The 14,022-nt window shown below is 43.9% G+C and carries 11 protein-coding genes; 1 reads left to right on the top strand and 10 read right to left on the bottom strand.

Annotation, left to right across the window (positions count from 1 at the left end):
- Positions 1-2: 2 nt before the first annotated feature.
- The 8 genes from AC08OG_RS15450 to AC08OG_RS15415 form a co-directional block, all read right to left on the bottom strand.
- On the bottom strand, positions 3-440 hold the full coding sequence (locus tag AC08OG_RS15450; protein WP_264177802.1) for a single-stranded DNA-binding protein: 438 nt from the start codon (positions 438-440) through the stop codon (positions 3-5).
- A gap of 220 nt (positions 441-660) precedes the next feature.
- Positions 661-1,467 (bottom strand): hypothetical protein, encoded by an 807-nt coding sequence (locus tag AC08OG_RS15445; protein WP_482930626.1) that lies wholly within the window; start codon positions 1,465-1,467, stop codon positions 661-663.
- A 430-nt stretch (positions 1,468-1,897) separates the two neighbouring features.
- Entirely contained in the window at positions 1,898-2,311 is a 414-nt protein-coding gene (locus AC08OG_RS15440; protein ID WP_226069776.1) for a hypothetical protein, read from the bottom strand.
- Positions 2,312-2,609: 298 nt separating this feature from the next.
- Complete coding sequence (locus tag AC08OG_RS15435; RefSeq protein WP_482930625.1) at positions 2,610-5,708, bottom strand: type I restriction endonuclease subunit R; 3,099 nt, start codon at positions 5,706-5,708, stop codon at positions 2,610-2,612.
- A gap of 7 nt (positions 5,709-5,715) precedes the next feature.
- On the bottom strand, positions 5,716-6,705 hold the full coding sequence (locus AC08OG_RS15430) for a virulence RhuM family protein/type II toxin-antitoxin system death-on-curing family toxin (RefSeq protein WP_482930624.1): 990 nt from the start codon (positions 6,703-6,705) through the stop codon (positions 5,716-5,718).
- Between the two features lie 164 nt (positions 6,706-6,869).
- Positions 6,870-8,048 carry a restriction endonuclease subunit S gene (locus tag AC08OG_RS15425; protein WP_482930623.1) on the bottom strand — a complete coding sequence of 393 codons (1,179 nt, stop codon included), beginning with the start codon at positions 8,046-8,048 and terminating at the stop codon, positions 6,870-6,872.
- Positions 8,049-8,068: 20 nt separating this feature from the next.
- A complete protein-coding gene (locus tag AC08OG_RS15420; RefSeq protein ID WP_482930622.1) occupies positions 8,069-9,619 on the bottom strand; it encodes a type I restriction-modification system subunit M in 1,551 nt (516 codons plus the stop codon).
- Between the two features lie 58 nt (positions 9,620-9,677).
- Positions 9,678-10,337, bottom strand: coding sequence for a hypothetical protein (locus AC08OG_RS15415; RefSeq protein WP_482930621.1), 660 nt, complete (start codon positions 10,335-10,337; stop codon positions 9,678-9,680).
- Between the two features lie 130 nt (positions 10,338-10,467).
- On the opposite strand from AC08OG_RS15415, the gene AC08OG_RS15410 reads away from it, so the two are divergent.
- Positions 10,468-10,989 (top strand): hypothetical protein, encoded by a 522-nt coding sequence (locus AC08OG_RS15410; protein ID WP_482930620.1) that lies wholly within the window; start codon positions 10,468-10,470, stop codon positions 10,987-10,989.
- A 103-nt stretch (positions 10,990-11,092) separates the two neighbouring features.
- On the opposite strand, the gene AC08OG_RS15405 is transcribed toward AC08OG_RS15410, so the two are convergent.
- Both AC08OG_RS15405 and AC08OG_RS15400 read right to left on the bottom strand, forming a co-directional pair.
- On the bottom strand, positions 11,093-12,670 hold the full coding sequence (locus AC08OG_RS15405; protein ID WP_482930619.1) for a methyl-accepting chemotaxis protein: 1,578 nt from the start codon (positions 12,668-12,670) through the stop codon (positions 11,093-11,095).
- Between the two features lie 79 nt (positions 12,671-12,749).
- Positions 12,750-14,012 carry a sensor domain-containing diguanylate cyclase gene (locus AC08OG_RS15400; protein WP_482930618.1) on the bottom strand — a complete coding sequence of 421 codons (1,263 nt, stop codon included), beginning with the start codon at positions 14,010-14,012 and terminating at the stop codon, positions 12,750-12,752.
- Positions 14,013-14,022: the final 10 nt, after the last annotated feature.

Here is a 14,022-nt window from a genome sequence, read left to right as displayed (position 1 = left end):
CCTTAACCGTAGTAGTCTTCACCGCTACCGTAATCACCCGGATTGTAATCCATATCGTTATGGCCACCAGCTGGTGGTGGCATATCTCCTGCAGATGAGCCTGCATTCGATTTGCTGTCCAACATGGTCATTTCAGATGCGACAATTTCAGTGGTATAAACATCATTACCACCTTTATCTTGCCATTTACGCGTCTGAATACGCCCTTCGATATAGACCTGTGCGCCTTTCTTCAGGTACTGCTGTGCAATTTCACCTAACTTATTACGCAGAATTACCCGATGCCATTCCGTTCTTTCCTGTCGTTCGCCTGTTTGTTTGTCTCTCCAGGACTCAGAGGTTGCAATTCGCAGATTGCAGATACTGCCACCTGTTGGAAATGCACGAGACTCCGGATCAACACCCAGACGACCAACTAAAATCACTTTATTGACTGACATAAACTTCTCCTAAAAAGGGTTTCCTACACTCCCATTGAGGGCAGGACTTGAATTACAGTGTTCAACCTTGGTCAAACACCCATGAGAGCAGTAATTAACGCTACTGCTTAACGTTTCAGCCTGAATAACAAGTATTCAGCGCAGAAACCCTTTTCTTAGTCGCACTGATTAACAATGCATCTAAAAAAAGAGTCGCCGCAAGGGCAACTCTTTAGGACTCTCAGCCAACCTCCAATACATGTGAAAAACTACGTTCATTGGATGACTTATTGCTATTTAACGACACTACATTTACATACGGCATGACATTAATGCGTTTGTCCATGTAGAAGTGAGTTTCATAACGGCTCAACAACACGTAAGCGATATACGCGCTCAAATTGTCGAGTCGATACTCAGTCATGCCTGTCATAGAGGTTTGGGGTTCGAGCAATGCCTTCAGCTTGATGGCAAGTCGTGATAAATCCTTCACCATATCTGCTGAGAGCAAAGCACATAGCCCATCCAATATTTCAGGGTTATGACCTTCCAGCCAGATACTGACAGGACGTTTACGGCCTTCAACCATTGGCTCTGAGATCTTGATGGTGAAAACCGTTTGCGTGTACGGATTTAAGACATCCACACTCCAGATATCTCCCTTATGCTGCTGACGCAGTTCGGGAGTATCCGTCATCATAAAACCACCTCTATACAGAAGTAGTTTTGCAATGGCGCTTACTTGGCCTTTCATCATCTGCTTTTCACCCGTAGGTGGAAAAGCCATTCTGAAACCTGTGCCGGCAACACCCGCCAGCATGTTCAGTTTTTCCTGTACTTTGTCTGGCATCTCTTGCTGAAGGTCGAGTGTTAACACCTTCGCAAACAGCGCCAAATCGTCATTAGTCTTGCCATCGCTTGCCATAAACCAAACTTGAGTTGGCGTATTGTTTTGCTCTGTCAAAAATAGACGACACGGCTCAGCACTCGGAATATCGAATGTCCAAGCATCTTTACCTAAAGCGGGAAAATCTTCGTGATTGCTCATTTGACGCTCCTTTAAAACAAAAAAGGGGCCAAATGACATTATCCGCCCAGGGCCGATATTCATCTGACCCCGAGGGTAGTGTTGTGAGCAGTTTAGATCACAACGATTGAGTGTCGGTTAGTGCCGACGTTCACTTCACAAGCAACATGAAAATTGCTTGAAAAAACCTTATGGCAAAATCATCCCGCAGGAAGGCTTTGCGATAAGGCCTAAACTTTCTTAAAAAACTATTGGGAACTACATTTCAAATGTCTGTCCTCCGTAGAAGACAGACTCTTTTGTGAAATACTTTGAGGAGTATTGATACATCCGTAGACATATCTAATTGAGAGCAGAAAGTTCGTTCTGCTAGCGATTCAGTCTGCAAATAATTACAGACGAGAATGGTTTCATTCTGGAGGAGTGTTTTTCAGTTGTCAAGCAGTAGATATTATTCGCGTCTGCGACTTGGCTCACCTGCTTGAACAACTCTTGGCCACCGGGCATGAATTTGATTATCTTCTAATTCTGGCTCTAGCGTCACGACATACACTCGTCGTTCATTGCTGTTCATTGCTCTTGCCACCAACCCCTGTATAAACTGCCCTTTTTGCAAGTCATACCAATGCCCATGACCTTCAAAGTCTTTCTCCATAAAGCTTAACGCCGGTATTTTTACGGGAATGGGGTGATATTTCTCCCAAATGCCGCCATAGATCGATTCCAGTTTTGCCCAGCCGGTAGCGGGTAGCACTCCCTCCTGATTAAGCCTTCTTCCCCAGGGCAGTAAAACCACTTCACCATTTCTCAGAACGGGCAGGACGGCTTTAGGATTCGCAAAGTACATCCGCATAGTCTCGTTCATGAACTAGCTGATCTGCATCCAACATCTAGTCCAACTTTAACTTAGTAATGCCCGTAGTTTTTGAATCAATTTGTCGGATGGTAGCGGCATCGATTGGTTTGAATATCAAGCGGCATGGAGGTTAAAGACAGTCCCTCGATTTTTGTATTGTGAAATTATTGTTGTCTACTCCACCATATTGCTTACCAGAATAAATGAGCAATATGCCTGACAAAAAAGATGAAAAAACCATAGTTCCATCCATGAACCAATCCCCCGCCATCTATAAATCTTAATTATGATTTCATTAGCTTCTTAGCTAAACTTTGCCACCTACGCCTTTAAACTTTTCAACAAACGCGGCGATCTTCTGAAATACACTTTGCTTCTTGGTGAGGTACTGCGGATTCAGCGGACTCATTTTTGGGAGAATGGTATTCAGCTCAGTTCCATTATCGCTGGCGTACTCGCGTTTGAGTGATGTGGTGATGTAGCGCTTGGCTGCTTCTATGTTCAGGCTCTCCTGGTTTATAAGCTCATCAGCCTCCCGCTGCTGCTCTGCTTGGGCAAAAGCAAAGAAGGCTTCAATTACGCCAGACTTATCACCCAGCTCATCGAGGTTGGTCTGATTGATAAAATCGACCACAAGGCTCTCTTTAGCGCGATTACCAAGACTGGCTCTTATCACCCGTCGCACTTCTTCAACCAGTTCAGCTTTGCTTGTGGTTTTCTTGTTGTGCTCGAAGATGAGTTCCAGAATATAGTCGAGATTAATTTCCTGAGATTTAAGCAGGTCGATCTCAAACACCACGTCATCCCAGTCAATCTTAGACTTGGATTGCTCTTCCCCTGCCTTCTCACGGCGCAGCCAGTCTCGTATATCGTTGTAGGTTGATCGGTAATCCTGGACTTTACGCTCAGCCGGCATTCTGATGGTCTGCAGCGCGGCAAAATCCTCATCATTAAGGTAATGCTCAGCCTTAAATGCTACGACCGCTTGTGGATCGCTTATGTCTACATCTTGCAACGCTTTCAGGCTGGCAAACTCATCATAGTTTTGCAGGATGTTTTCAACGCGCAGATATTCACCAAAGAGTTTGGCAAATTCTTTTTTGTCGGCCTCTTTTTCAATGTTGGCTGGGTCTGGAAACTTCTGCTCCAAGTCATGCACCACATCCATAAAGCCGCGTCGGGCCTCACCGGTGACGGCGTCGGTAAACCCTTCCATGTATTCTGTGTAGCTTTTCTCCAGTACTACGTTTTTGGTGTTGCTATTACCAAATAACGTAATGGCATCCACGGTGGCTTTTTCCAAATCGCGGAATGTGACGATATTGCCAAAGGTCTTGGTCGCATCATAAATGCGGTTAGTGCGCGAGAAGGCTTGCATCAGGCCGTGATAGCGCAGGTTTTTATCAACAAACAAGGTATTAAGTGTCGGCGCATCAAAGCCAGTTAGGAACATGCCCACGACAATCAACAGGTCGATTTCTTTATCCTTAACCCGTTTGGCCAAGTCACGGTAATAGTTTTGAAAGCCATTGCTGTCTACGCTGAAGCTGGTTTTGAAATAAGCGTTATAGTCAGCTATTGCCGCGTTTAAAAACTCTTTGGCGCTGCTGTTCATAGCTGAGACATCAAAGCTCTCATCAGGTATGGCGCCCACCATATTCTGCTCCTCGTTGGCTGCAAACGAGAAGATAGTGGCGATTTTCAGTGGTTTGTCACTGTCCTTCTGGAGCCTGCTTAGAGATTCATAATAGAGCTTTGCCGCTTCAACACTGCTCACCGCAAACATGGCATTAAAGCCCTTGCCACCAGGTTGCAGTCGATGGGTTTTCTGGCGGTAGTTTTTCAGAATGTATTCGGATATTTCACGAATGCGCTCAGGATGTAGCAGTGCTTCTCTATTTTCGGCTGCATTGAGCTTTTGTTCATCCTGCTCGGTTTCAATGGCCTTAAACTTCACGCGGACATCGTTGTAGTCCACCTTGAATTTGAGCACTTTTTCATCTCGGATAGCATCAGTGATGACGTAAGAATGTAATTCCTTGCCAAAGACACTGGCGGTCGTTTCAGAACCGGATGCGTTCTCAGGGAAGATAGGCGTACCAGTAAAACCAAACTGATAATACTTTTTGAATTTCTTTTTTAGATTTTTCTGGGCTTCACCGAACTGACTGCGATGACACTCATCGAATATAAATACGACCTGCTTGTTATATACGGGCAGGTCGCCCTCGCTTTTCATCAGATTGTTCAGTTTCTGAATGGTGGTGACGATGATTTTGTTGTCATCTTTGTCTAAGTTTCGCTTTAAACCTGCAGTGCTGTCAGAGCCATTGACGCTATCAGGTGAAAAGCGCTGGTACTCCTTCATGGTTTGATAATCAAGGTCTTTGCGATCTACAACAAAAAACACCTTCTCAATGAACGCAAGTTCTGTAGCCAGGCGCGCCGCTTTGAAGCTGGTCAGGGTTTTGCCGGAGCCTGTGGTATGCCAGATAAAACCGCCACTTTCAGGCTCACTCCATTTTTTGGCTTCAAACGAGCTGTTTATCTTCCACAAGATCCGCTCAGTGGCCGCGATTTGATACGGACGCATGACAAGCAGCGTATCGCTGGTATCAAATACTGAATAATGCAACAGCACCTTTAGCAGCACGTTTTTCTGGAAGAAAGTGGCGGTGAAGTCTTTGAGGTCCTTAATCAGGCTGTTATCAGATTTTGCCCAATTCATGGTGAAATCGAAGCTGTTTTTGTTGCGCTGGGTGGTGTTGGCGAAATAGCGGGTGTCGGTGCCATTGGAAATCACAAACAGCTGCAGGTACTTATACAGTGAATTATCACTGTTAAAGCTCTCTTTGCTATAACGATGCACCTGATTAAAGGCTTCACGTATCGCCACACCGCGTTTTTTCAGTTCAATCTGTACCAGTGGCAGGCCATTGACCAGAATAGTGACATCGTATCGGTTGGCGTGACTGCCAACTTGCTCGAATTGCTTGATAACCTGCACTTTGTTTCGTGACACATTTTTTTTGTCGAACAAGTAAATGTTTTGAATACGGCCATCATCAAACGTGAAGTCGTGGATGTAGTCATCATGGACTTTGCGGGTTTTGTCGGTAATGCCGTCACTGGGCTTATCGAGATAGGTTTCGACAAAGCGCAACCATTCACCGTTTGAAAAGGTAACGTTGTTGAGCGTTTGAATTTGCTCGCGCACATTGGCCAACATGGACTCAGGATTGGTGAGCTTTGGCAGGTATTCATAGCCCTGATTAACTAAATCCTGAATCAGCTCACGCTCTAAATCACCCTCGCTTTGGTAGCTTTCGACTGCATCCCATTCCCTGGTGTATTTTTCGAGTACGATGAAGTTTTTCGACTCGGCGATGGTTTTATATTCGCTCATGTCTTCCTCAGTTATCCGTTTTTAGCAGAATAAAATGCTCAATCAGCCGAATCATCAGCTCTTTCTGAACCGGTTGGCTTTCCGCCACTAGCAAGGCCAGTGCTACCAGCGTGTTGTCATTAATCAATTCTTCAACAGGCTTGGCTAGCAGATGCTGGTTAATTCGCAAATACCACAAAAACAAAAAAGAACCGCTGCGTTTATTACCGTCAGCTAAAGGGTGATTCTTAATCACAAAGTACAGCAAATGCGCAGCACGACTCGCGACATTAGGGTAAAACAGATCGTCACCAAAACCTTGCTCGATGGTAGCCAGCGCTGAAGCTAGGCCTTCTCCTCGGAGCTGGCCGAAGAGTTCAGTGGCTTCGCCCTTAGCAATTAGCGTTCTCTTGAGCTGACCAATAGCGGCCAATGCGTCATCCAGCATCAGCGCATGCATATCGCCTTGTTTGTTGGATAGTGCTTGCAGACTTTGTTCATCGTACCCCTGCAACAGACTCCAACTGCGCGCATAATCGTTAATGACAGCCAGCACAGCTTCGCCCTCATCACTCACTAACTCTTGGTTTGCAAGGGTACGAGAAAGCAGAGCAATCGCTTGTTCAAACTCAACGCCTCGTTCTTGCAATCGGCGCTGGTTAAGCGTGTAACCTTCAACAAGATGTTGCTTTAACGTGCGTGTAGCCCATTGCCGGAATTGCGTTGCACGCGCTGAGTTCACACGATAACCCACGGAAATAATGGCATCGAGATTGTAGAGCTTGGTTTTGTATTTTTGCCCGTGATCTGCCATATGTTCCAAAATGGAACATGTGTTTTCCTCAGCCAATTCAGCGGCTTTGTAGATGTTGCTTAAATGCTTGGTAATCGCTGGCCGTTTTGTACCAAACAATTCAGCCATTTGCGCCTGTGAAAGCCAAACCGTTTCGTTCTCAAGCGCAACGTTGAGCTCAAGCTTCCCATCATCGGTTTGGTAAATCTCAATATTGCTGGTCAACGGAAACTCCTTTTCCTTGAATGTGATTAAATCGACTAACGATTTGAACTGGTAAGCAATGCTTAGAAATTGCCGTTAGCAACCAGTTTTCTGTGGGGCTAAGCGCCTCAATCGCTCGGTAAGCAAAGTGTAATCGGGTCACTTTACCTGGCGACATCAACATATCAAGCGGCCTGCTCGTCTGGCTTTGGGAAGCTTAACAATAAATCACGGTAATACTCGTACTGCTTTTGCCGCAATTCGATTTCGCGAGGCAAGCCTTCGGTGATGGAGTTAGTAAGCGCATCGAATTTGTCGAGGATGGCGACGATACGGGCTTGTTCAGCGAGTGGCGGAACTGGTATCGGAAAATTTAAAAACATTGGCCTGCGAAGTGAGGTAACGGATGAGCTCACCGATGCCTTTTGTATATATTCATAAAAATATGATCTCAGGCAGTGATATACAAATCTCGGATTCATCATTTCGCTTGGGACAATACGGTACGCTCGCTGGTGTAGCGCATATTTACCTTGAGCATAATGAAAAACCTTTCCTACTCCGGCGCCATCGCCTGCGGTGATGATTGCAGTTTCATCAAAGTCAAATACGTTTAGACTTAGCGGTTCTCGACCGCGAGCATAAAAAATATAATCACCATCCTGAATGGCGTCCTGAGTGTCATGACTGCCTGTACCGATGACGGCAACTTCCCCCAACGTCTTCCACTCCACTTCCCCTTCTTCAAAACTCAACAACTGGTCGCGATAGTAGTTGTATTGTTTTTTTCGCATGCTAAGCTCGGCGGTCAGCTCGGCGGTCAGCTCGGTGAAGGTGTCCAGTATGCGGACGATTTCGGCTTGGATTTCAAGCGATTTTTTGGGGTTTTCTGGACAGGGGATGGGCACAAGTAGAGTCTTGATAATGTCAGCATTCAAATTACTTACAGAGCCGCTATTAATTTTGCTTAGCCAATAATCTTGAACGCTTTTTGAAGCTAAATAATGGTAAAGAAAATCTGAGTTTAACTTATCCCTAAAACCGCTAATTGAAGCCCATCCATCATGAATGGCTCCGGTTATGTTGAGTATGTACGGGCGACCAAAACTCATCGAGTTAGAGATAATAAAATCACCCTTATTCAATACTCTAGATTTTTTAGCGCCTTCCTTGGTGATATTTTGGGCCGTTTTTTGAACATATTTAGAACCAGATTCTGTATCACCAATTTTTATCCACGGAACTCCATCGTCATCGTCAGTGATGAATTGTGCAATTGGTCTAGGAGAAGCCCCTCGTTGAACTATCGCGATTTCCCCCAGCGCCTTCCACTCAACTTCAACCCCGTCCAGCAGCTCTTCCATAATACTCACACTGCTCATCCTTAAGCCTCCTCGCCTTCAATCTCAGCCACAATGGCATCAATATCCATTCGCAGTTGGTCGATTTTTGTGACGGTGGTTCTAAGCTCTGCATTAAGCGTTGTGATGTCGATGACTTCACGGGTGTCTTTGGCTTCGACATAGCTGCTCACCGAAAGATTGTAGTCATTGGCAGCAATGCCTTCATACGGCACCGATTTGGCCAGATGGTCAACATTTTCCTTGCTGTCGAACACGTCCATGATTTTCTGAATGTGCTCATCAGTGAGCGTATTGTTATTGGTCTCTTTCTTAAACAAACCGCTGGCATCAATAAACTGCGTGGTGGTATCACTCTTATGTTTTGAGAGCACCAGAATCGTGACGGCGATGGTAGTGCCATAAAACAGATTTGGCGCCAGAGAGATAACCGTTTCGACATAGTTGTTATCCACCAGATACTTTCTGATTTTCTGCTCGGCACCACCACGATAGAAAATGCCCGGAAAGCAGACAATCGCTGCACGACCTCTGCTGGAGAGATAACTCAGTGCATGTAATACAAACGCAAAGTCTGCCTTAGACTTGGGTGCTAATACGCCAGCTGGGGCAAAGCGTTCATCGTTAATCAGTGTTGGGTCATCAGAACCAATCCATTTCACGCTATAAGGTGGATTAGAGACAATGGCATCAAACGGTTTGTCTTCACCAAAGTGCGGGTCGGTCAGGGTATTGCCCAGCATCATATTGAACTTGTCATAGTTGATGTTGTGCAAAAACATATTCATCCGCGCCAGGTTATACGTGGTGTGGTTGATTTCCTGACCGAAAAAGCCTTCTTCAATGATATGGGCATCAAAGTGTTTTTTGGCCTGCAGTAGCAGTGAGCCAGAACCGGCAGCCGGGTCATAAATCTTGTTAACGCTAGTTTGTTTGTGCATGGCAAGTTGGGCAATGAGCTTTGAAACATGCTGCGGGGTGAAAAACTCACCACCAGATTTACCGGCATTGGCTGCATAGTTTGAGATCAAGAACTCATACGCATCACCAAACAAATCAATCTGACTGCCTTCAAAGTCACCAAAATCTAATGCCGCGACACCCTTGAGGACTGCTGCAAGACGGGTGTTTTTATCTTTAACAGTATTACCCAGACGGTTACTGGTGGTATCAAAATCAGCAAACAGGCCTTTAATGTCCGGCTCGGACGGATAACCATTGGCAGAGGATTCAATCGCAGCAAAGATATTGGCCAAATCAGTATTCAAGCTTTCGTTTGTATTGGCACCTTTGGCGATATTGGCAAACAACTGGCTTGGATAGATGAAATAGCCTTTGGTCTTGATGGCATCGTCTTTGATGTCACCAGTAATGACCTCATCACCCAGCAAGGCATAATGCACGCTGTCATCGCCACCCTCAATGTAGCTGGCAAAGTTTTCGCTGATAAAGCGATAAAACAACGTACCGAGCACATATTGCTTGAAGTCCCAGCCATCCACTGAGCCGCGAACATCATTGGCAATTTGCCAGATTTGTCTTTGGAGGGCGGCGCGTTGTTGGGTGCTTGTCATACTGTTTTCCTGTTGTAATGTAATTAATACGTTATTTTTGTTGTTGTTTAGTCTTTACTTACTCTATTTTCTGTAGCTTGGACTGCTTTATTGCCCAGATATACATTTTCTGAAAATCGGGCATGGACTCTCTACCCTTTTCAATTTCCTCTAAGAGCTGCTCTGGTTGTTGGCGTGCCAGTTCATGTGAAGCTAGACAAAGATACCGGTACCGACCATCTACCTTGTCCATTACTATCCATCCGCCGGTGTTTTCTTTTTCATTCTCGGCTCGTTCTTCCAACGTCCCCGATACTAATTCGTGTGTAAGTGCTGAGATTTGCTCTGGTGATGGTGATTGACCTTCTGTAATGCCATATTTTTCAAATATAGATATTCTTTTTTCATCACTTTGATTGGCCAGGCCTCGTTGAAGGTTTTGAACTATGGACGCTGTATCATGAAAGTGGGCCTTAAATAGCCCATCCAATGACTGCTGTTGGCGGAAAGCTGAAACGCGACGCCTTGCTTCTGAAGGCACATTCTCTATGCTCTCAATGGCATTTAACACGGACAGAAAATCAACTCCCTGCTCCGAAGACTGAGCGAGTGATACTAATTGCATCACCAGATATCCTGAAATAAGCGAATCGCCTAATCCAAGGCGATGAAGATCCAGACAAACGAGCTTTACAAAAGGCATCAGGTCGTCCGTGTTGGAGTCGTATTCAGCTGACATTAACCACTCATTCTCTTTGTCTTGTTTGTCTAAATCTAATTCAGTCTAAATTATATCGAAACGCTTGTCTGAGCTTGTTAGAATGCCCATCCTTAAAATAGCATCAATATCACTAAGAGTATCATTACACATGCGTGACAGAAATTTTCTCCCTAAGGTCGTCTTGGCAAGTCTTTTACTGGTAACCCCTCATTTGCACGCGGCAACATGGGAGTATAAGAGTACTGACGACCCCATGACGGATGAGCCTATTTATGAAGCCGTGATTTTAAGTGACAACCAAGTTGACGTCAGCTTTAATAGAAAAGCGACCCTATCAGTGATAACGCGCTTTCACCCACGAAATGGTTGGAATATTGAATTTACCATTGATAATGATCAGATCTCATGTTTGGGCAGTTGCTCCGTAACAATTCGCTTAGATAATGAGAAGGCGACCAATCACAGTATTGAAAAGGTATTTAACGTGAAAGGATCTGTCTATAGAGTGAGAAACAATGCTGAAAAGGTAGCTGAAGGTATGTTCAGAGCAAAAAAAATATTGGTAGAGCTTGAGATTTTTGAACAAGGCGCACAGTTATTCAGGTTTGAAACAAATACTTTTGACTATGGCCTTTTCCCCCATAAACCCGGTGAAAAAGAAAAGCGATAAAGTAGCTCTTCCAGGATATGAGGCGCAGTTGATTAATATTTTGACCCTCAGTCAACCCCCAGCCTTTAAGAGCAGGGTTTCCCACGCAATGAGATGAAATTATCTATGAACGAAATCTGCGGATCATATTGCTTAAATTATAAGATTCCTGAGCAAGATTCTTGGCATTATTACTGGATGCTGAAGAGCTGTTTGCAACGGCTTCTGCATCAGAATTAATTTTGACAATATTTTCATTCATATTTTCACTAACAGCACTTTGTTCTTCAACTGCTGTGGCAATCATGGTTGCTAAATCGTTCAACTCTCGAATTTTCCCCGTAATCGCTGTCACTGAATCAATAGATTGTTCAACACTTAGACTGCTTTCACTAGCAGTTACTTTAAGCCTGTCAGTGCTCGAAATGGTGCTTGCCATTGCATTATTAAGTTTTTCTATTAGGCTGGCGATTTCATTTGTAGATTCTTGTGTTCTACTGGCAAGGCTTCTGACTTCAGCGGCAACAACAGCAAAGCCGCGACCATACTCACCCGCTCTTGCCGCTTCAATTGCCGCATTGAGCGCAAGTAAATTCGTCTGCTCAGCGACATTAGAAATTACACCAATAACCGGCGTAATGGCCTTTGTGCTAATGTCTAGCTGACTGATCATTTCAACGATTTCGTCAAATGCATTATCCATAGCATTTAAGCCATCTTTGGCTGTAAGTGACAGTGCTGAGGTGTTTTTTGCTAACTCATCTACTTCAGAGGCTTTTGTTGCTGCATTGCTAGCACTTTGCGCTACTTCATAGATGCTGGCTGACATCTCGGTCATTGCAGTTGCAACCTGATCCGTTTGATCTGCTTGGGAGAGCATAGACTTAGTGATCTCTGATTGAGCATCAAAGGTTTGTGATGCTTCACTCTCAACTTTTTGCGATGTATCACTCATCATGCATAAAACAGTTCGTAATTTTGCGTTAAGAATCTTTGAATGCAGGCTCAGTTGACCAATTTCATCATCATTACCGGTGTATATCATTGCCATCAATGGATTGTCGATTTGTGATTTTGCTTCTGCTACTGCAGCATCCAAACGCTTGAAAACAAATGGTGTCATAGCAAAAAAACATAAAGCACCGGCGAACAAACCAGTCATTGCTGCGATCGTCGGTGGTATAAACGCCATACCAAAAAAGCTTATAGCAGCTGTGATAACTAATGCCGATAAACCGGTCAAAGTGACTCGGCCTTTTAACGTCAAACGCTGAAACCAGTTGCCAAGTTTTGGCTTTTTCCCAGCATTTAGTGCATCGTAGACTTGTTGAGCTCGTTGAGTTGTTTTGACGTCGGGCTTTGCTCTGACTGATTCATAGCCAATGACAGTATCGTTTTCAAAGATAGGTGTCACATAAGCATCAACCCAGTAATAAGCTCCTTTTTTAGTACGATTTTTGACCATTCCCATCCAGTGTTTGCCAGACTTGAGGTTACTCCACATGTCTGCAAATGCTGCCGAAGGCATATCTGGATGACGAATAACATTATGATTTTTATGTAGTAGTTCTTCTGATTCAAAGCCACTGACGTTTTGGAAAGCGTTGTTAAAGCTGGTTATAATGCCTTTAAGATCTGTCGTGGAAATCAATTCCTCATCAAAGAGGACTTCTTCATTATGTATAGGCAGATTTTTTTTCATGAACAGAATTCTTTGTTGTTTGTTATAAAATTTTTAGCAATATCCATGCCTTTGAGCATGATTGTTTAGAATTAATGAGCTAATCACTCTTTACAATTCTATTGCGCCCCTCAGCTTTAGCTTGATAAAGAGCAATATCTGCTCTTTTAATAAGCTCATGAGGCATTTCTTTAGTAACTTTTTGTGCTAAGCCAACAGAAACAGTAATTTTGCCAACTTTAGGATGAGAAATTTTTGAAATAGTGTTGCAGCATCGCTCTATCATTATGCTTGCACTTGCTAGGCTGCATTGGTTCATGACGATTACGAATTCCTCCCCACCCCATCTCACCACAAAGTCATTTGAGCGCACGGAATTTATCATGGCTGTAGCGACTAGTTGAATTATTTCATCACCAGTGTCGTGGCCCCATGTATCGTTGACTCTCTTGAAATAATCAATATCGATAATTGCCAGTGAGATAGGGCCGTTATCGCCATTTGAAACAAAAAGGTGTTCAAGTTCTCTTTCGCCTTGCCCTCGGGTAAGAGCACCAGTCAGTGAGTCTTTTCGTGTTTCTTCACGAAAAGCCATTTCTTCCTCGACCCATTTTGTCATATCTTTACTGATGCTGACATAATTATTCACATCACCATTATCGTCCAGAATTGGAGTGATCGTTTGTTCCTGATGATAGAGCTCACCATTTTTATTTTTGTTGATAAAAGTCGCTCGGAATGTTTTGCCCGACAATATCGTATGCCAAAGCTTTTTGTAGAAGTCTTTGGCATGTTCTCCAGATTTGAGTATGGATGGTCTTTGCCCGATCATCTCATCTTTTGAATAACCTGTTAGGCGCAAAAAAGCCTCATTAACAAACTCAATTTTGGCTTTATTATCGGTAATAAATACGGCATCATCTGTAACGTTGAATGCTGAGGTCAGCAACTCATTATATTTATCAGCTAGTTTCTGATTAGAAATGTCTTGCTGTATGGAAAGGTAGTATTCGACCTTTCCGCTACTACCTAATATTGGACTAATCGTCCATTCAACATAATAAGGCTCACCATTCTTTCGGTAGTTAATAGTGGAACCCTGAAAATTTCTACCTGTTTTCAGACATGCTCTCAAATCATCAATAACGACTTTACTGGTTCCGGGACCTTGCAATATTCGTGGATCTTTACCAATCAACTCTTCTAGGGAATAACCCGTTAACTTACAGAATGCCCAGTTTGCGTAGATAATAGGATGATCTCCATGGTCGTTTTGAGATTGCGTAATTAAAACAGCATTGAAAGCTTGTTCAACTGCAGCTTCAAAAAACTTACCTTGATTATCCGCAGGTAGATTACTCAACTAGACCACC

It is taken from the genome of Methylophaga sp. F7, assembly GCF_056863975.1.
This window is presented reverse-complemented; position numbering and strand designations above follow the sequence as displayed.